Source organism: Aeromonas sp. FDAARGOS 1403 (genome assembly GCF_019047325.1).
Lineage (GTDB): Bacteria > Pseudomonadota > Gammaproteobacteria > Enterobacterales > Aeromonadaceae > Aeromonas > Aeromonas dhakensis.
This window is the reverse complement of the sequence record NZ_CP077249.1, coordinates 2,112,421-2,130,856: the sequence shown is the minus strand read 5'-3', so window position 1 is coordinate 2,130,856 and position 18,436 is coordinate 2,112,421. Positions and strand designations below refer to the sequence as shown.

Here is an 18,436-nt window from a genome sequence, read left to right as displayed (position 1 = left end):
CCCGCGGGTTCACTGCGGCTGACGGGCGGCCGCCGGCCACTGCAGACGCGCCTTGACCAGGGTCTGCTGCCACAGCGGCCAGGCCAGCAGCGCCTGCTGATAGGCGCCCGCCTGGCCGGGCAGCTGGATGCCGTAGCTCGCCAGCCGGTAGGCCATCACCGCATAGAAGGCATCGAGGATCCCCGCCTCGCCAAAATAGAAGGGGCCCCGCGCCTGGGACCAGATGGTCTGCAGCCGGGCCAGCTCGCCGATGGCCTCCACCGGCGGTTCGCTGCGGGTCGGGGCGCCGAGGAAGAAGGGCAGCAGGGTACGGATCTGGCTAAAACCGGCGTGCAGCTCGGCGCAGAGGCTGCGGGCCAGCGCCCGCTCGGCTTGCGCTTCGGGGTAGAGCCAGCGATCGGGGCAGAGCTCGTGCAGGTACTCGGCGATGGCCAGCGAGTCGTGCACCCGCACGCCCTCGTGATCGAGCCAGGGCACCAGGCCGGCGGGGGCCAGCCGTTTGAGCCGCTGCAGATCCTTGGCATCTTCCAGATCGAACACCTGCTCCTGCCACTCCAGCCCGCTCATGGCCAGCACCAGCGCAGCCCGCATCGCCCAGGTGGAGCCAGTGCCCACCGTCAATACCAGAGATCCCATCTATTGCCTCCTGCATGGGTTGTTCATGACCATCCCATCAGCCCCAATGGCACGACATCCGACGGTCGCTTCACATTTGCGCGCCGGCAGGTTTGACCCTCTCCGGGAGCGGTGCTAGTTTGATTTTCCAAAACAATCAGTTAGCAACAATGTGAGCAATGGACAGCCAATTTACCATCGTCATCGCAGATGACCACCCCCTGTTTCGGGGCGCCCTCTATCAAGCGGTGCACATGGCCATCGACGATGCCCAGCTGCTGGAAGCGGACTCCATCGACAGCCTGGCCCACCTGCTGGGTGAGCACCCGGAAGTCGACCTGCTGCTGCTCGATCTCAAGATGCCGGGGGCCAACGGCTTCTCCGGTCTCGCCCACCTGCGTGGCCAGTATCCCGACCTGCCCATCGTGGTGGTATCCGCCTCGGAAGAGCCCGCCATCATCCAGCAGGTGCTGCGGCTCGGCGCGCTCGGCTTCATCCCCAAATCGGCGCCGATGAAGGAGCTGGTCAACGCCCTCAATACGGTGATCGGGGGTGACAACTGGGTGCCGGCCGGCATCTCGCTCCACCCTGAACCCTGTGAGGGCACCGATTTTGCCAGCAAGCTGGCCAGCCTCACCCCCCAGCAGTACAAGGTGCTGGTGATGCTGCGCGACGGCAGCCTCAACAAGCAGATCGCCTGGGAGCTCAACGTCTCCGAGGCCACCATCAAGGCCCACATCACCGCCATCTTCAGAAAACTCGGTGTCAAGAACCGCACCCAGGCGGTTATAGCCCTGCAGCAGATGGATATCAAGGAGAGCTGAACCCTCCCAGCAAGCCTGCACATCATCTGCCACTCGACAAATAGCACGGTCGTACTTTATGCTGCCCCGGTCAATGAAGGAGAGTGCGATGAGCAAGGGCCGGCTGACCCGCGACAACATTTTGCAGACTGCGTTCGAGCAGGCGAGCCAGCAGGGGCTGGAGAGCCTCACCATCGGCTCCCTTGCCAGCGCCTGCGAGATGTCGAAAAGCGGCCTGTTTGCCCACTTCCAGTCCCGCGACAACCTGCAGATCGCCGTGCTGGAGTACGCCGCCGAGGTGTTCCGGGAGCGGGTGATCCAGCCGGTGCGCCAGCAACAGCACGGCAGCCAGCGAGAGAAGCTGATTGCCCTGCTGCAGGCCTGGCTGGCCTGGAACCAGTGTTTCGCCGGTCGCTGCATGTTCCTCGACGCCTGGACCTCGGCCCAGGAGGGTGAGGTGCAGCAGGCCGCCCGCCAGCTGGTGCGCTTCTGGCTCGACTACCTGGCCCGCCAGGTGGTGCAGGGACAGAGCGAGGGCGAGTGGCGCAGCAACATGGATCCCTGGCGCGCCGTCTACCGCCTCTATGGCCTCTATCTGGCGGATCAGGTGTTCAATGCCCTCGACCTGTGTCAGGATCCGGCCCGCCACTTCTGGCCCGAAGTAGAGACGCTGCTGGATGGCTGGCGCTGATGGATTGACCTCTCTTTTTTAAAACCGACAAAAAAGCACGACCGTTCGCACATAAAAACCACAGGATGACCATGAGCAGCAAGATCTACTTCAACACCCGCCGCTTCAGCCCGAGCAAATGGCTGCTCGGCCTTGGCACCCGCTTGCATCACACCTTGGCCCCCGCTCATGCCAAGCGTACCGCCAGCAAGCTGCTGCTCACCCCCCAGCGCAACCAGCGGGATGACTCGGCACCGGCCGGACTGGCCAAGCAGGCCGTACACACCAGCGAAGGCACCCTGATGAGCTACCGGCTCGGCCAAGGGCCGGTCTGGCTGCTGATGCACGGCTGGTCAGGCAGCGCCAGTCAGTTCTACCCGCTGATGAGCCACATTGCGGCCCAGGGCTTCACGGCCATTGCCTACGATCACCCGGCCCACGGCCACAGCGCCGGCCATACCGGCCACCTGCCCCGCTTCGTGCGTGCCTTCGACGAACTGGTGGAGAAGATGACGGCGGAGTGCGGCCCGCTGCAGGGTGTCATCGCCCACAGCATGGGGGGCGCCGTCACCCTCTCCAGCCGTCGACGCGAGCTGGATGCCCTGCCGCTGCTGCTCATCTCGCCGGTGCTCGACTACGTGCCCCAGCTCTACGGCATGGTGGCGCGCTCCGGCTACTCCATCCGGCTGTTCGATGCGGTGGTCAAGGAGATTGAGCAGGAGTACCAGCACCCCTTGAGCACGGTCGATCCGCTGGGGCGGCTCGCCGGCCGCAGCGGGGCCGCCATCATAGTGCACGACGAGGAGGATCGCTTCGCCCCGCACGGCGATTCCCTGCGCGCCACCCAGGATGGCCGCACCCGGCTGGTGAGCACCCGCGGCCTCGGCCACGGCCGCATCCTCGCCAGTGCCCCGGCCTTCGCCGCCTTCGATCAGCTGAGCGCCGCCCGCCGCGACAACTAAACAGCCTCAAAAAGGGCCTGCAAAAAATGGTTGGCAGGCCTGTTTTTATATTTGATACAGCGTCTTATAGTTAAATTGCTCGGTGGCAACACCCCCAGTGGCATGCATAAGGCGCAGTATCATGGCCAGACCCAACACAGCTCTTCTGTTGACCGGTGGTGGTGCCCGCGCCGCCTACCAGGTCGGCGCCCTCAAGGCGATCGCCGAGTTCTATCCCCGCAATCTCGGCATTCCGTTTCCCATCCTGTGCGGCACCTCGGCTGGCGCCATCAATGTCACCGCACTGGCCTGCTACGCCTCCTGTTTTCATTTGGGAGTGCGCAAGCTGGAGTGGGTCTGGCGCCGTTTCGAGACCCACCACATCTTCGACTTTCACCCAGGGCGCCTGTTGTGGCGACTGATGTACGAGGGCTCGGCGGGGCTCGTCAATCCCCACACCAACCACGCCTTTCACCTGTTCGACAACGCGCCGCTGCGCCGCCTGCTGGATCAGCTCATCGACTATCACCGCATCGACGACAACATCCTCTACGGCAGCCTGGAGGCGCTGGCCATCACCGCCTCCGACTACGACGACGGTCTCTCCACCACCTTCTTTCAGGGGAGAGCCGAGCACCTGCCGTGGGAGCGGGCCAGACGGCGCGGGCTGCGCACCCTGCTCACCTCGGATCACCTGCTCGCCTCCTCGGCGCTGCCGTTTGTCTTCCCGGCCACCCACATCGGCGAGAAGTTCTACGGCGATGGCTCTATCCATCAGCTGAGCCCGCTCAGTCCTGCCATCCACCTGGGGGCGGAGCGGATCCTGCTGATCACCCTGGATCCGCCGGCGCACACGGCGCCCACCTTCCACCATGGCCACCTGACCAGCTCCAACATCGCCAGCCACCTGCTGGACACCGTCTTCACCGATACCCTCAACTCGGATCTGGAGCGGCTGTGGCGCATCAACCAGACCCTGGATCTCATCCCGGAGCGGGAGCGCAACCGGTTGAAACTCAAACGGGTGGAGACCTGCGTGCTCAAGCCGAGCCAGGATCTCGATCTGCTGGCGCTGGCCTATCTGCGCAAGCTGCCAGTGCATCTGCGCCGCCTGCTGCGGGTACTGGGGGTGACGGGGGACGAGACCAGCAGCCTGGCCAGTTTCCTGATGTTCTATCCCGGCTACTGCCAGCAGCTGATCAAGCTGGGCTACCTGGATACCCTGAACGAGCGCCAGCGGGTCGAACAGTTTCTGGGGCTAGAGGAGGCGGTACGGGTCGAGGCCTGAGCCGGGGCATTCAAGCGAGGCTGGGACGGCATTGGCAGCAGGGCTGGTGCAACATGGGCTCAGGGATCAGCGCCCCTCCAGCAGGCGCTGCTCCGCCTGCTCCACCGCCACCGCATTGCCAAACAGCACCAGCTTATCCCCCGTCGCCAGCACCAGTTCGGGTCTGGGCTCCAGCCGCTGTGTGCCCCGCTGCACCTCCCTGATCCGCACCGCATCGAGCCCCAGCGCCTGCACGCAACGCCCCACCGCCCAGGCCTGCTCGTGCAGCAGCACGGGGTGCAGCCGCTCGAGCAGCTGATCCGTCTCCAGATTGGCGGCGCTTTGATCTCCCCAGTAGAAGCCGTGCAGGAAGCGATACTGGTTGCTGCGCTCATGCTCCATGCGCCGGATCACCCGGCCGATGGGGATGTCGCAGTTGAGCAGCAGGTGGGAAACCAGCATCAGGGCCCCCTCTTGGGATTCGGGGATCACCTCGAAGGCCCCCGCCCGCTTGAACGCCTCCAGGAAGCTGTCATCGCGGGTGCGCACCAGCACCTTCACCTCCCCGGCCAGCTCCCTGATGAGCGCCAGCATGGCCTCGACCCGCTTGGGATCGTCAAAGGTGATGATCACCAGCCTGGCCCGCAGCAGGCCGGCTGCCAGCAGGATGTCGCGCCGGCTGGCATCGCCAAATGCCACCTGCTCCCCCGCCGACTTGGCCTCGCTCACCCGCTCGGGGTCGAGATCCAGAGCCAGGAAGGGGATCTCCTCCTGCTTGAGAAAGCGGGCGCAGGTCTGGCCGGCCCGGCCAAAGCCCGCGATGATCACGTGCTGGCTCTTGCTCAGGCCCGACTGGGCCACTTCGGAGCGGGTGAGCAGGGCCGGATCGGTGAGGGAGCGGGCCAGCTGGTGAGCCTGTTGCACCAGCCAGGGGGTCATGGCGATGGAGGTGACCCCGATACCGATGAGCAAAGAGACCAGCCGGTGGTCGAGCAGACCGTGGTGGTTGGCCAGTGCCAGCAGCACGAAGCCGAACTCCCCCACCTGGCTCAGCATGATCCCCGCCGCCATGGCGTCGCGCTTGCGCTCCCCCATCAGCCGGCCGGCCAGCAGCACCAGCAGCGACTTGAACAGGATGAGGGCCGGCACACTCAGCGCCACCAGCCACCAGTCCAGCGCCACCCGCTGCCAGTCCATGGTCATACCGATGGTGATGAAGAAGAGCCCCATCAGCACGTCCCGAAACGGCCGGATGTCCACCTCCAGCTGGTGACGGTAGTGGGATTCCCCCAGCATCATGCCCGCCAGAAAGGCCCCCAGCGCCATGGAGAGACCCATCCACTGGGTGAGCGAGGCGGCCAGCAGCGCCACCAGCAGGGTGCTCAGCACAAACAGTTCGTCGGAGCGGGCCCGCGCCACCTCGTGAAACAGCAGTGGCAGCAGCCACTTGCCCACCGCCAGCAGGCTCAGCAAGGCAAACAGCCCCTTGAGGGTGGCCCAGGCGATCTCCGCCAGCAGGGCGCTTCCCTGGATCTCCGGCCGGGCCAGAATGGGGATCATCACCAACAGCGGCACCACCGCCAGATCCTGAAACAGCAGCACGCTCACCCCGAGCTGGGCACGGCGGGTATGCAACTGCTTCTGATCCCCCAGCTGCTTGATCACCACGGCGGTAGAGGAGAGCGCCAGGGTGCCCGACACTACCAGCGCCTGAGGCAGGCTCAAGCCCCACCACCAGGCGATGGCAAAAAACAGCAGGGAGGTGAGCAACACCTGCAGGCCGCCCACCCCGATCACCAGCCGGCGCATGGCGATGAGCCGGGGCAGCGAGAACTCCAGCCCCAGCGAAAACATCAGAAAGACGATACCGAGCTCGGCGATGGTCTGCATGATCGCCTGGCCGGTGATCACGGCGGCACCATGGGGGCCGAGCACGACCCCGGCGAGCAGGTAGGCGAGGATCACCGGCTGGCCCAGGCGCCGGAAAATCGCCACCAGCAGGACGGCGGCAAGCAGCAGGATCAATACGTCTGCGTACAATATTTCCTCCTTTTTTATCTACTTAAGCCTAGCCAGCCGCCCTTGTTCGCATCGAACATATTTTGGGCACAGGTATTGCAGGTAAGCAGCAGGAAGTAGGTTGTTTGAGGGCTGTACCGTGGAAAACACATCATCATTGAGCGGTTTGGGACATGGCATCGAGCAGTGGGTTCGCCAGATGGAGCGGCTCACGCCGCTGGCAAGCCAGGATCGCAACCAGCTGCTCGAGCAGTTGCTGGTGCAGACCGATCTGGGCAGCCTGCTGGCAACTTTTGCCGACCGTGCGGCAAGAATTGTCCGGATCCACAGCCTGCACTTCGACTGCGGCCAGCCGCATACCCTGATCCAGCATCCCCCCCAGGCCAGCCTGACCCTGCACAGCTACCCGTTCGAGCTGCGCGGTCAGCATGGCCAGCTGCTGGGCCAGCTGCACTACACCCTCGAACACGCCCTGAGCGGCAGTCAGCAACGGGTACTGCAGCAGTATCATCAGCTGCTCAGCCTGCCGCTGCCCCTCTATCTGCGCCTGTCACAGCTGGAGCTGCAGGTGCGGCTCGATCACCTGACCGGGCTCGGCAACCGCTCCTATTTTGACGAGGCCATCGGCCGCGCGGTGGAGCAGCACAGCCGGGAATCCCACGGGCTGGTGCTGGTACTGCTGGATCTCGACAGCTTCAAGCAAATCAACGACACCTGGGGTCACCCGGTGGGCGATCTGGTGCTGAGCCGCTTCGCCCAGCTGCTGACCCACTGCATCCGCAGCACGGATCAGGCGTTTCGCCTCGGTGGGGACGAGTTCGCCCTGCTGCTGCAACCCGCCGAGCCCGAGGCCTGGCGCCCGGTCTGGCTGCGTCTGCAGCACATGTTGCTGACTCACAAGGAGCTCAGCACCTTCTCGGTCGGCTGCAGCCTGGGGGCCGCCAGCTGGCAGTCCGGGGTGGACGTGCACAGCCTGTACGAGGCGGCCGATGCTCACCTCTACGCCCGCAAGAAGGCGGGCAAGGCCGGCCTGCTGGACTGAACCGGCCAGCCGCTGAGTACGACAAGGCCGGCATATGCCGGCCTTGTCCGTTTGCTGCAGAGAGGATTACAGCGGGGGCTGACAGGCCGCCGCCGGCAGCCAGTGCCAGGCCAGGCCTGGCTCCTGCGTCATGAATCCGTCACAGAGGAACAACTCGCCTACCGCCGCCACCTGCTCGCCGTAATAGAGGATGGGAATGCGGCCGCGCTGCCAGGAGGGCACCCCGTACTCCTGCAGCAACTTCTTGAGGCGCCGGCTGCCGCCGCGCCCCACCGGCTTGAGCATGCTGCCGGCGGCCACCCCGAAGCGCACTGACAGCGGCTCGTCCGCCCCTGGCAGCCGCAGCCCCTCGCCCCCCGTCCGCGAGATCAGTCGCACCTCGCCGAGCCCGTCCGGCAGGATCAGCGTCTCCCCCACCCTCAACGCCAGCTGCTCGTGACGAGGCTGCAGTCCGGGTCGCACCAGATGAAGCCGGCCCTGAAAGCGGCGGCAGCTCTGCTCCCCCCAGTTGAGCTGGGGATTGGCGTCTTCCCGCGCCAGCGCCACCTCCTGCCAGAGCAGGCCGAGCTGCTCGCGGGAGGGCATCTCGCCCCCCTGGCGGCGGATCCAGTAACGCAGCAGGTTGTTGCGCCGGGTACCTGACAGGGCCTGCAGCGGCGTGATCTCCAGCGCCTCTCCTGCCGCCGCCAGCCGCCAGTCGGCCTCGGCCAGCTCCTCCAGCAGCGCCTCCTGTTCGGCGCACAGGGCCATGCTGCGCGCCGCCGTCTGGGCCATGGCGGGCCAGCGGGCCTTGAGCTGGGGAATGAGCTGCTGGCGCAGGAAGTTGCGGTCATAACTCACATCCTGATTGCTCTCATCCTCCACCCAGCCATAGGGGAGGCCGGCCGCCACCTCGGCCAGCTCGGCCCGGCTCACCTCGAGCAGCGGGCGCAGCAGCAAGCCGCCGGCAAAGGGCTGGCTCGGCACCATGCCCGCCAGCCCGCGCAGACCGGCGCCGCGCTTGAGCGCCAGCAGCAGGGTCTCCAGCTGATCGTCCTGATGGTGAGCGGTGAGCAGCCACTCCCCCTCCCCCAGCTGGACGGCGAGGGCCTGATAGCGGGCCTCCCGCGCCTGCGCCTCCAGACTGTCGCCGCTACCCCGTTGCAGTTGCACCCGCACGGTGATGAGCGGCACCGCCAGTTGCTGACACACCCCTTCGCAGTGGGCCACCCACTCGTCGGCATGTGGGCTCAGGCCGTGATGGACGTGCAGGGCGTGCAGGGCAAGGCCGTGGGCGTGCGCGAAGCGGGCCGCCAGCACCAGCAGCACGGTGGAGTCGAGCCCGCCGCTGAAGGCCACCAGCAAGCCGCGGGAACCTTCCGGCACGGGCAGAGTCTGACAAAAGCGAGAATAAATACGAGAAATCATAGGCTTCCCCAATACGACCAGGCCGATCTTAGCAGAGTCGGGCTTATCAAGCGCTAACCCGACTGCTAGAGTGAATCGCTCCCTGCGTGGGCAAGGAAGCCATATAACCCGAATTGGAATCAAAAAATGAACAATAAGAAAAGCATACTGGCCGGCCTCATCGGGCTGGCCCTGCTGGCAGGCTGCAGTCAGGCGCCGGATACCAGCAACAAGCACTCAGGCCTCGCGCTGGCCAACATGGACACCAGCGTCAAACCCGGCGATGACTTCTTCCGCTACGTGAACGGCCACTGGCTGACCACCGCCAAGATCCCGGACGACAGGCCCGCCGACGGCGCCTTCTACCTGCTGCGGGACAAGTCCCTGGCGGACGTGCGGGTGCTGGTGGAAGGGCTGGATGGCAAGGCTGCCGCCGGCACCCAGGCCCAGCAGATCCGCGATCTCTACCACAGCTATCTGGATCAGGCGACCCGCGATGCCAAGGGCACCACGCCCCTGCTGCCGATGCTGAGCGAGATCGAGCAGATCAAGAGCAGCCAGGATCTCGCCCGCGCCTTCGCCCAGAGTGGTCGCAACGGCGGCGGCGCCCCCTTCGGCTTCTGGATAGACGCCGACGCCAAGGCCCCGGACAGCTATGCCGTCTACCTCTACCAGGCCGGCCTCAGCCTGCCGGATCGGGACTACTACCTCAAGACGGATGCCGCCAGCCAGGCGCTGCTCAAGAAATACGAGCAGCACATCGCCACCATGCTGGGCCGCTTCGGCGAGCCGGATGCCGCTGCCAAGGCCAAGCGGGTACTGGCCCTCGAGAGCAAACTCGCCAAGATCCAGTGGGACAACGTCAACCTGCGGGATCGGGAGAAGAACTACAACAAGGGGCCTCAGAGCGAGCTCAAACGCCTCGCCCCCGCCATCGACTGGGACGCCTACCTGAGCCAGGCCGGCCTCGCCGGCCAGCAGAGCCTGGTCATCGGCCAGCCGAGCTATCTCGCGGCCCTGAACGAGGTGATGAAGCAGACCCCGATCGGCGACTGGCAAGCCTACCTCAAGTGGCAGCTCATCACCGATTACGCCCCCTACCTCGACAGCCAGACCGATGCCCAGAACTTCGCCTTCTTCGGCACCACCCTGAGCGGCACGCCCAAGCAGCGCGCCCCCTGGGAGCGGGCCCTCGGCGTGCTGGACGATCATCTGGGCGAGGCGGTCGGTAAGCTCTACGTGGAGCGCTACTTCCCGCCCCAGGCCAAGGCCCGCATGGAGCAGCTGGTGGAGAACCTGCGCACCGCCTACGGCCAGAGCATCGAGGAGCTGGACTGGATGTCGCCAGCCACCAAGGCCCAGGCCAAAGAGAAACTCGCCAAGTTCCGCCCCAAGATCGGCTACCCGGACAAGTGGAAGGATTACAGCGCCATCGCGATCCGCGCCGACGATCTGGTGGGCAACCTGCAGCGCGCCCGCGCCTTCGAATACGCCGACAACCTGGCGCGCCTCGGCAAGCCGGTGGACAGAGACGAGTGGCACATGTCGCCGCAGACGGTGAACGCCTACTACAACCCGAGCAACAACGAGATCGTCTTCCCGGCTGCCATCCTGCAACCCCCCTTCTTCGACATGCAGGCGGATGACGCCGTCAACTACGGTGCCATCGGCGGGGTGATCGGTCACGAGATGGGCCACGGTTTTGATGATCAGGGGGCCAAATCCGACGGTGACGGCGTGATGCGCGACTGGTGGACGCCAACCGATCTCAAGGAGTTTCGCTTCCGCACCAGCCGGCTGGTGGCCCAGTACAACCGCTTCGAGCCCATCGCGGGGCAGTTCGTCAACGGCCAGTTCACCCTGGGGGAGAACATCGGCGATCTGGGCGGCCTCACCATCGCCCACAAGGCCTATCTGCTGTCGCTGGATGGCAAGGAGGCCCCGGTGCTGGATGGCTTCACCGGCGAGCAGCGCTTCTTCCTCGGCTGGGCTCAGGTGTGGAAGGGCATGTATCGCCCCGAGCTGATGCAGATGCTGCTCGCCTCGGATCCCCACTCGCCACCCGAGTACCGGGTCAACGGCGTGGTGCCGAACATCCCCGCCTTCTACGAGGCGTTCAACATCCAGCCAGGTGACAAGCTCTATCTGGACCCGGCCAAACGGGTCAAGATCTGGTAATGACGGCCCCGCTGAGGGGCGGATGACGCGAACCGGCGGGGGCTGCCCGGCCGATCCGCACAGCAACACAGGTGGCGGGCAACCGCCACCGCAGTAACAAGGGTCAAACCGATGAAAGCCTTGCTCATGACACTCGGCCTGCTCACCCTGCCCCTCGCCAGCCAGGCGGCGGACGGGTTCTTCAAACAGCTGACGCTCCCCTCAGGCCAGGTAGTGACCGTCAGCGAAGGGCGCGGCGAACCGGCCTCCACCGGCAGCTACGACGTGCGCCTCTACTCCGGCACCAACCCCCAGTTCCCGCTGGATCAGTTCATCGACGGCAAGGTGCTGCCGCGCGATGGCAGCATCAAGGAGCTCAAGCTGCTGGATCTCAACGGCGACAAGCAGCCCGAGCTCATCGTCGTGGTCGAGAGTGCCGGCAGCGGCAGCTACCTGAGCGCCGACGCCTTCACCCTCAACCCACAGGAGGGGGTGGAGAACTTCAATCACGTGGAGGGGCTGGCCCCCAATGACGATGTGATTGAGGCGCTCAAGACCCCCCGCGACTGACATGCCCATCACCACGCCCCGCCCAGCGGGGCGTTTTTTGTCCCGCCGCTGACAAAGCGCCTTCCCGCCCCATCCACAGGGCGTTGCCATGGATAGACGGTTATTTTTTCTGCGCTTATAATCGCCGCACCGTGCCATAACGAAACACAAGGAGGTAAAAAATGGTTATCCAAGCGTGTCCGATGTTCTCGGCTCGCCTGTTCGGCACATTCGCCTGCTCTTGCCTGCATACCATCGCGCTGCGATAGCGGGTTCGAGCAAAGCCGACTCCCTTCCATACCGAGACCTTTCTCGACTCTGCCGTTGTCGCCAGCGCTCCTGATGACAGGGATCTTCGATCCCGCGATTTAAGAGAGCAAGAGCATGACAACCCTGATGAGTACCCATTCCCTGCAGATGAGTGCGGGGCACCTTCCGTTATTTGACCACCTAGAACTTGGCATCCGCGCAGGCGACCGGCTCGGCCTGATTGGCGCCAACGGCTGCGGCAAGAGCACATTGCTGGCACTGCTGGCGGGCGAGCGTACGCCCCAGGCTGGCCGGGTCGTGCAGGCTGCCGCCTGCCGCTGCGAGTTCGTGGCCCAGCAACTGCCGACCAGGCTTTCAACCCTCAGCACCCGCGCCGTGCTGCTGGATGCGCTGGGCAACGACCCGAGCGCCGAGTGGCAGGTGGACAAGCTGCTGGCCGAACTGCAGCTGGAGGCCCAGGCTGCGCTGCCGGTCAGTGCGCTGAGCGGCGGCCAGCACAGCCGGCTGCAGATAGGGCGCGCCCTGCTGCGCCAACCCAACCTGCTGCTGCTCGATGAGCCCAGCAACCACCTGGACTTGCCCGCCCTGCTCTGGCTCGAGCAGTTTCTGCTGGGCTGGCGCGGCGCCTTCGTGCTGGTCTCCCACGACGCTCGCCTGCTGGACAGCGTCACGGATCAGACCCTGATCCTGCGAGATGGTCGGCTGCACCGCTTCGCCCTGCCCTGCAGCCAGGCCAGGGCGACGCTGGCCGCCGAGGATGAGCAGGCCCGCCTGCGCCGGGCCGACGAGCAAAAGGAGATCGACCGCCTGAGCGCCAGCAGCAAGCGCCTCGCCCTCTGGGGGCGGGAGCATGACAACGAGAAGCTGGTGCGCCAAGCCAAATCCATGGAAAAACGCATCGCCCGCCTGCAGGAGGAGCAGAGTCAGGTCGCGGCGCTGGCCCCCTGGCGGCTCGAGCTGCGCGGACTGAGCCTGCCAGCCGACACCCTGCTGCGGCTGGAGGCCCTCGACGTGGCGCCGGCGCCATCATTGCCGCCGCTGCTGAGGGCCGAGGAACTCTGGCTGCGGGCGGGGGACAGGGTCGCCCTGCTCGGTGCCAACGGCACCGGCAAGTCCTCCCTGCTGCGCCAGTGCTGGCGCGAACTGGCCGCGCAGAGCCCGCAGGCAGGCTGGTACTGCCACCCCGGCGCCAGCATCGCCTATTACGATCAGTCCCTGCAGCAGCTGGCGGACGACGCCACCCTGAGCGACGCCCTCTACCCGCTGGCCCCTCTGCCTGAGGGGGCACGGCGGCAGGCGCTGATCCGGGCGGGCTTCCCCTATGCCCGCCACGGCCAACAGGTGCACACCTTGAGCGGCGGCGAGCGGGCACGGCTGCTGTTTCTCGCCCTGTCCCTCGGCAGCCACCACATGCTCTGGCTCGACGAGCCCACCAACCACCTGGATCTGGCGGGCAAGGAGGAGCTGGCCGAGGCCATTGCCGCCTTCCCGGGCGGCGTGCTGCTGGTCTCCCACGACCGGGAACTGATCGAGCGCGGTTGCAACCGCTTCTGGTTGATCAGAGACGGCCGCATCCAGGAGGCTCACAGCGCCGAGCGGGCCTATGCCGAGCTGCTGGGCAACCCGCCCTCGCCGGCAGCAGACAAGGCAAGCCTGGCCGACCCCGCCATGGGGCAGGCCCCGGCCGGCCCGACACATGACGAAGAGGCACTGCTGGCACGCTGGTATGAGCTCGATGCCTTGCTCGCCGCCGATCTGGCCCGCAAGCCTAGGCACCAGACCCCGCGCCTGCAGCAGCAGTGGCGTGACGAGCTGGAGCGCCTTGCCGACCTGCTCGGCTTTGCCTGACGCCAGCCAGCATCATCCATTCTTTATCACTCAACTCACGCGGCCAACTCAGGTTGGCCGCAAGGAGCCATCATGACTGACTCAATGTTTCCCGAGATCCGGTTCGAATCCGTCAGCGACGCCGACCTGCCCCACATCTACCGCGGCCTCTCCGACCCACGGGTCGTCGCCTACTACGGCGTCAGCTACGACAGCCTGACGGCGTGCCAGGCCCAGATGGATTGGTATGCCGAGCTGACCCGCACCGGCTGCGGCGCCTGGCACCTCATTCGTGACCGGCACACGGGCGAACCGCTCGGTGCCATCGGCTACAACGATGCCGACCCTGAGCACCGGCGGGCCGAGCTGGGCTACTGGCTCTATCCCGAACATTGGGGCAAGGGGGTGATGAGCGCGGCGCTGCAACTGTGGCTGCCGCTCACTTATCGCACCACAGCGCTGCACCGGCTGCTGGCGGTGGTGGAGGAGCCCAACCGCCCCTCCGCCCGTCTGCTGGAGCGGGCCGGCTTTCACTACGAGGGCACGGCGCGGGAGTGCGAACGCAAGGGGGATGGCTTCATCTCCCTGCGCCACTACGCCATCTTGCGCAGCGACCTGTCCGCCAGCCGCTGACAGGCAGCAAAAAGCCCTGCACTGCGGGGCTTTTTTCGGGTTACTTGATGGCGCAGACACGATCATCTGGTGCCGAGCGGCGACCTCTGCGCCGCCACCACGAGAAGCAGCCATACCCCAGACTCAGCACGACGGCATAGAGCACCTGGGAGGCGAGCGCCACCAGCACCAAGGCGCAGAGCAGCACGCTTATCCCCGCCAGCCCCTTGCCCACTCCGCCGAGCAGACGCCAGCCCGCCGCCATGCAGAGCAGGTAGACAAGCACGAAGTTGCCGTTGGCGTAGCGGATCAGCTCATCGAGGGGCAACCGCAACCAGATGATGAGGGTGATGCAGAGCAGGCAGATGAGCAGTACCAGACCGAGCGCCAGCAGCGGCGCGCCGCGAGCGGTAAGCACCGCCAGCGAAGGGGGCAGCTTGCCTTCGCGCGCCATGCTCCAGATAAGCCGGGCAAAGCCCTGAATGTAGATGTTGATGCTGGCAAAGCAGGAGAGGTAGCCAAGCACCGCCACCAGCCACTTGGCGGTGGGGCCGAACAGCAGCGAGAGCAGGGCCGGAATGGCGGTGGCGTTGGTCGCCTCATCGCCGTAGAGGCCGTATTTGAGCACCACCAAGGAGTGCACCCAGTAGATGAGCCCCGCCAGCAGTACCCCACCGAGCAGGGCGATAGGGTAATCCCGCTCCGGTCGCTTGAACTCCTCCCCCATGTGAGCGAAGGCCTCGAGCCCCACGAAACACCAGAACATCACCGCCAGCGCGGTGGCCATGGCGGGCCACTCCTCCGTCGTCGGCAGCGGCCGGGCGACGTCGCGCCAGCTGATATCCCCCTTGAACCAGATAAGCAGGGTGAGCCCCAAAATGGCGAGCGCGATCAGCAACTGCAGGTTGCCGGAGGAGCGCGCCCCCCGCAGCCCCAGCAAAAATACCCCCAGCAGGGTGAGCAACTGGATACCCCACAGGGTCCACTCCCCCAGATCGAATAGGGCATGCCAGAAGCCGGCGGCGATCATCAGGGCGGCGGGCAGGCCCACCGGCAGCACGGCCAGAAACAGGAAGGCGGAGAAGCGCTCGGCGCCGTTGCCAAAGGCAAGGCCGATGAGGTGCGGCGCCCCGCCAGCGTGGGGATAACGACGGCCGAGGCGAGCGAAGGTAAAGGCGATGGGCAGCACCAGCGCAATCAGCAGCAACCAGGCCCAGAGCGAAGCCCCACCCGCCAGCGAGGCGGCGGTCGCCGGCACCACGAAGATCCCGGTGCCGAGCAGCGAGGTAGCGAGCAGCCCCATCCCCTGCCAGAGCCCGAGATCCTTTTTCAACCCAGACATATCCTTTTGTCCTGTCTAGAAAAACATCCCGTCATGTTAGGCCTGCCCCGCCCCTTTGTTAAGGGCGGCGGCGAGAATATGCCCGGTTTTATGCAAGGCCGTAGCCCTGGACAGCGGCCATAAAAAAAGCCGCCTCTTGCGAGGCGGCTTCTTCATTCAAGCGGGTAACCGGAGTTATCAGGCAATCAGCTTGTAGATGATACCGGACATGGCGATCAGGCCGATGATGGTCACGAAGCCGTTGCTGATGTTGCCAGCGTATTTGCGCATGGCCGGCACCTTGGTGATGGCGTACATCGGCATCAGGAACAGCAGCATGGCAATGATGGGGCCGCCCAGGTCTTCAATCATGCCGAGGATGCTCGGGTTGATGGTGGCGATGGCCCAGGTGGTCAGGATCATGAACACGGCAGTGACTTTGTTCAGTTGCTTGGTGTCAACGTTCTTGCCCTTCTCGCGCAGCGCCTTGGCCATCAGGCCGTTCATGCCCTCTTGCGCACCCAGGTAGTGACCCAGGAAGGATTTGCTGATGGCAACCATGGCGATCAGCGGAGCCACGGTGGCGATGACCGGGTTGTCGAAGTGGTTGGCCAGGTAGGACAGGATGGAGATGTTCTGTTCCTTGGCAGCAGCCAGGTCAGCCGGAGAGAGGCTCAGTACGCAGCTGAATACGAAGAACATAACGGTCATCACCATCATGACGTGGGCGCCCAGCAGGATGTTGCTGCACTTCTTCTCGGCACCTTCACCGTAACGACCCTTGTTGTCCACCGCGAAGGAGGAGATGATCGGGGAGTGGTTGAAGGAGAACACCATGACCGGGATGGCCAGCCACAGGGTCTTGATGAAATCGCCGTTGAAGGCATCACCCAGCGCCGGGGCTTCGGTGATGATGGCACCATTCCAGTGCGGGATCAGGTAGAGCGCCAGGCCCATCAGGGTGATCACGAACGGGAATACCAGCACGCTCATCGCTTTGACGATGACCTGGCCGCCCAGACGAACAACCGCCATCAGACCCAGGATCAGTGCCAGTGACAGGACGGCACGGGGAGGTGCAGTCATGCCCAGCTGGTGAACAATCAGGCTCTCGACTGTGTTGGTGATGGCGACCGAGTACATCAGCACGATCGGGTAGATGGCAAAGAAGTAGAGCAGGGTGATGAACTTGCCTGCGGTCTTGCCGAAGTGCTCTTCCACCACTTCGGTGATGTCGCCGTCACGGGTGGAGCCGGACAGCACGAAGCGGGTCAGGCCACGGTGGGCGAAGAAGGTCAGCGGCAGGGCCAGGATCAGCATGGCAACCAGCGGCCACAGGCCACCTACACCGGCGTTGATCGGCAGGAAGAGCACACCGGCACCAATGGCGGTACCGTACAGACCCAGCATCCAGACCACATCGGCCTTGTTGATGCCACGGGAAGATGCATTACTGGCTAAGTTGCCTTCTACTGCAATGTTCATGTCAGACATAGGGGTGTTCCTGTCATCAAGGAAAATAGAAAATATCTAGTCAACCGGGCGCGATGCCCTGTCCCATTTCCCTGGAACGCCTGCAGTTCATCCCTGTTTTATTCTCATTCCCATCGCTCCGGCAAACTGGTCATCACTCCATGTAACAACCAAATTGCAACAAACAGACCAGTGGGGAGTGGGCCCGAGGGCCGCAAACGCGTCAGTTTTTACAACTCACTAACACGCCTTTGTTTCGATGAGCTGACTCTAATTAAATCCCCTTAGCGATCACAGTGTTTTTTTGAATTAATCAACCAAAGTTTGATTGGAATCGCCTTTCTGGCGTCAGAGATCACGTTTCGAGCCCAATTTTGTGAACAGCCGTTAACAAATAGCGGTAGTTTCACCCGTATCTATATCCTTATGGGTACAACAATTTCGCTACATATGTCTGTTTGTTGGCCACGTTGTGCCTTGCCCCGCCCTGGCGTACCCTGTTGTTCAACATTTTTCCGCTGAATTAATATGGCCATCACCCGTACCGACCTCGCCGAACTGGCGGTGTTTGCCGCCGTCGCCCGTCACCAGAGCTTCAGCAAGGCCGCCCTCGAACTCGGGGTCTCGGCATCTGCCCTGAGCCACAGCCTGAAAGGGCTGGAGACCCGGCTGGGGGTGCGGCTGCTCAACCGCAGCACCCGCGCCGTGGTGCCCACCGAGGCGGGCCAGCGGCTGCTGACCCAGCTGCTGCCGACCCTGAACCATCTGGAGAGCGCACTGGACGAGCTGACCCGTCACAGCGACGAACCGGTGGGACGGCTGAAGATCTGCGCACCGCGCGGGGCCATCGACGACCTGCTGGCCCCAGTGTTGATCGATTACCTGGTGCGCTACCCGCGCATGCAGGTGGAGGTGGTGGAACAGGAGCTGATGCCGCGCCTTATCGAGGATGGCTATGACGCCGCCCTCTTCTACGGCGATCTGCTGCCCAAGGAGATGATCGGAGTACCGCTCGGGCCGCCCCAGCGCTATCTGGTGGTGGCCTCCCCCGCCTATCTGGCCGAACACGGCACCCCGCAACACCCCCGCGAGCTGTCGCGCCACGCCTGCATCGGCTACCGGCTCACCCCCTCCCATCACTACCGCTGGGCCTTCGCCGGGGAGGAGGGTTCCCTGCTGGAGATAGAGGTGACGGGTCCGCTCACCACCAGCACGCCGGCCCTCTATCTGGGGGCGGCCGAGGCGGGGCTGGGGCTGGCCTACTGTCTGGAAGAGGAGGTGAGCCAAAAAGTAGCCCAGGGGAAACTGCTCACCGTGCTGGAGCCCTGGTGCCCCACCTTTGCCGGTTTTTACCTCTTCTATCCCAGCCGGCATCAGCTGGGCAGCGGCTTGCGAGCTCTCATCGACATGCTGAAAGCCCACTATCAGCCGACCAATTACTGAATTTTGCTCATCAATCCTTCAAGTAGAACCCGGATTATCGC

General features: G+C 64.7%; 15 protein-coding genes. 10 read left to right on the top strand and 5 right to left on the bottom strand.

The window, feature by feature from the left end; all coding sequences use genetic code 11:
• Positions 1–9 precede the first annotated feature (9 nt).
• Positions 10–636: a glutathione S-transferase gene (locus I6L33_RS10175; protein ID WP_025202074.1), complete on the bottom strand. Its 627-nt coding sequence runs from the start codon at positions 634–636 to the stop codon at positions 10–12.
• A gap of 158 nt (positions 637–794) precedes the next feature.
• Between I6L33_RS10175 and I6L33_RS10170 the strand changes: the two genes are divergently transcribed.
• From I6L33_RS10170 to I6L33_RS10155, 4 genes are all read left to right on the top strand, one after another.
• A complete protein-coding gene (locus tag I6L33_RS10170) occupies positions 795–1,439 on the top strand; it encodes a response regulator transcription factor (RefSeq protein WP_095593209.1) in 645 nt (214 codons plus the stop codon).
• Between the two features lie 88 nt (positions 1,440–1,527).
• The gene (locus tag I6L33_RS10165; RefSeq protein WP_010634758.1) at positions 1,528–2,109 is read left to right on the top strand and encodes a TetR/AcrR family transcriptional regulator; all 582 of its coding nucleotides are present in this window, start codon (positions 1,528–1,530) and stop codon (positions 2,107–2,109) included.
• Between the two features lie 71 nt (positions 2,110–2,180).
• On the top strand, positions 2,181–3,050 hold the full coding sequence (locus tag I6L33_RS10160) for an alpha/beta hydrolase (protein ID WP_216973997.1): 870 nt from the start codon (positions 2,181–2,183) through the stop codon (positions 3,048–3,050).
• 121 nt (positions 3,051–3,171) lie between these two features.
• A complete protein-coding gene (locus I6L33_RS10155; RefSeq protein ID WP_024941010.1) occupies positions 3,172–4,317 on the top strand; it encodes a patatin-like phospholipase family protein in 1,146 nt (381 codons plus the stop codon).
• Between the two features lie 66 nt (positions 4,318–4,383).
• On the opposite strand, the gene I6L33_RS10150 is transcribed toward I6L33_RS10155, so the two are convergent.
• Positions 4,384–6,336 (bottom strand): cation:proton antiporter, encoded by a 1,953-nt coding sequence (locus tag I6L33_RS10150; protein WP_054545359.1) that lies wholly within the window; start codon positions 6,334–6,336, stop codon positions 4,384–4,386.
• A 100-nt stretch (positions 6,337–6,436) separates the two neighbouring features.
• Between I6L33_RS10150 and I6L33_RS10145 the strand changes: the two genes are divergently transcribed.
• A complete protein-coding gene (locus I6L33_RS10145) occupies positions 6,437–7,357 on the top strand; it encodes a GGDEF domain-containing protein (protein WP_005303398.1) in 921 nt (306 codons plus the stop codon).
• A 66-nt stretch (positions 7,358–7,423) separates the two neighbouring features.
• Here the strand turns inward: I6L33_RS10145 and tilS are convergent, their stop codons facing one another.
• Positions 7,424–8,764, bottom strand: coding sequence for a tRNA lysidine(34) synthetase TilS (tilS, locus tag I6L33_RS10140; protein WP_216973996.1), 1,341 nt, complete (start codon positions 8,762–8,764; stop codon positions 7,424–7,426).
• Positions 8,765–8,890: 126 nt separating this feature from the next.
• Between tilS and I6L33_RS10135 the strand changes: the two genes are divergently transcribed.
• The 4 genes from I6L33_RS10135 to I6L33_RS10120 all read left to right on the top strand — a co-directional run bounded on the left by I6L33_RS10135 (position 8,891) and on the right by I6L33_RS10120 (position 14,179).
• The gene (locus I6L33_RS10135) at positions 8,891–10,921 is read left to right on the top strand and encodes a M13 family metallopeptidase (protein ID WP_024941006.1); all 2,031 of its coding nucleotides are present in this window, start codon (positions 8,891–8,893) and stop codon (positions 10,919–10,921) included.
• Between the two features lie 111 nt (positions 10,922–11,032).
• On the top strand, positions 11,033–11,470 hold the full coding sequence (locus tag I6L33_RS10130; RefSeq protein WP_005303404.1) for a PliI family lysozyme inhibitor of I-type lysozyme: 438 nt from the start codon (positions 11,033–11,035) through the stop codon (positions 11,468–11,470).
• 363 nt (positions 11,471–11,833) lie between these two features.
• Entirely contained in the window at positions 11,834–13,567 is a 1,734-nt protein-coding gene (locus I6L33_RS10125; RefSeq protein WP_216973995.1) for an ABC-F family ATP-binding cassette domain-containing protein, read from the top strand.
• 72 nt (positions 13,568–13,639) lie between these two features.
• Positions 13,640–14,179, top strand: coding sequence for a GNAT family N-acetyltransferase (locus tag I6L33_RS10120; protein ID WP_216973994.1), 540 nt, complete (start codon positions 13,640–13,642; stop codon positions 14,177–14,179).
• A 40-nt stretch (positions 14,180–14,219) separates the two neighbouring features.
• On the opposite strand, the gene yjeH is transcribed toward I6L33_RS10120, so the two are convergent.
• Positions 14,220–15,500 carry an L-methionine/branched-chain amino acid transporter gene (gene yjeH, locus I6L33_RS10115; RefSeq protein WP_216973993.1) on the bottom strand — a complete coding sequence of 427 codons (1,281 nt, stop codon included), beginning with the start codon at positions 15,498–15,500 and terminating at the stop codon, positions 14,220–14,222.
• Between the two features lie 177 nt (positions 15,501–15,677).
• Positions 15,678–16,973, bottom strand: a complete 1,296-nt coding sequence (locus tag I6L33_RS10110; RefSeq protein WP_005303413.1) for an HAAAP family serine/threonine permease — start codon at positions 16,971–16,973, stop codon at positions 15,678–15,680.
• A 507-nt stretch (positions 16,974–17,480) separates the two neighbouring features.
• On the opposite strand from I6L33_RS10110, the gene I6L33_RS10105 reads away from it, so the two are divergent.
• Positions 17,481–18,395: a LysR family transcriptional regulator gene (locus I6L33_RS10105; RefSeq protein WP_065018166.1), complete on the top strand. Its 915-nt coding sequence runs from the start codon at positions 17,481–17,483 to the stop codon at positions 18,393–18,395.
• Positions 18,396–18,436: the final 41 nt, after the last annotated feature.

What these genes read in the sequence shown, in the direction of transcription:
- I6L33_RS10175 (WP_025202074.1), bottom strand. Translation starts at nt 636, where the DNA reads ATGGGATCTCTGGTATTGACGGTGGGCACTGGCTCCACCTGGGCGATG.
- I6L33_RS10170 (WP_095593209.1), top strand. Translation starts at nt 795, where the DNA reads ATGGACAGCCAATTTACCATCGTCATCGCAGATGACCACCCCCTGTTT.
- I6L33_RS10165 (WP_010634758.1), top strand. Translation starts at nt 1,528, where the DNA reads ATGAGCAAGGGCCGGCTGACCCGCGACAACATTTTGCAGACTGCGTTC.
- I6L33_RS10160 (WP_216973997.1), top strand. Translation starts at nt 2,181, where the DNA reads ATGAGCAGCAAGATCTACTTCAACACCCGCCGCTTCAGCCCGAGCAAA.
- I6L33_RS10155 (WP_024941010.1), top strand. Translation starts at nt 3,172, where the DNA reads ATGGCCAGACCCAACACAGCTCTTCTGTTGACCGGTGGTGGTGCCCGC.
- tilS (WP_216973996.1), bottom strand. Translation starts at nt 8,764, where the DNA reads ATGATTTCTCGTATTTATTCTCGCTTTTGTCAGACTCTGCCCGTGCCG.
- I6L33_RS10135 (WP_024941006.1), top strand. Translation starts at nt 8,891, where the DNA reads ATGAACAATAAGAAAAGCATACTGGCCGGCCTCATCGGGCTGGCCCTG.
- I6L33_RS10130 (WP_005303404.1), top strand. Translation starts at nt 11,033, where the DNA reads ATGAAAGCCTTGCTCATGACACTCGGCCTGCTCACCCTGCCCCTCGCC.
- I6L33_RS10125 (WP_216973995.1), top strand. Translation starts at nt 11,834, where the DNA reads ATGACAACCCTGATGAGTACCCATTCCCTGCAGATGAGTGCGGGGCAC.
- I6L33_RS10120 (WP_216973994.1), top strand. Translation starts at nt 13,640, where the DNA reads ATGACTGACTCAATGTTTCCCGAGATCCGGTTCGAATCCGTCAGCGAC.
- yjeH (WP_216973993.1), bottom strand. Translation starts at nt 15,500, where the DNA reads ATGTCTGGGTTGAAAAAGGATCTCGGGCTCTGGCAGGGGATGGGGCTG.
- I6L33_RS10110 (WP_005303413.1), bottom strand. Translation starts at nt 16,973, where the DNA reads ATGTCTGACATGAACATTGCAGTAGAAGGCAACTTAGCCAGTAATGCA.
- I6L33_RS10105 (WP_065018166.1), top strand. Translation starts at nt 17,481, where the DNA reads ATGGCCATCACCCGTACCGACCTCGCCGAACTGGCGGTGTTTGCCGCC.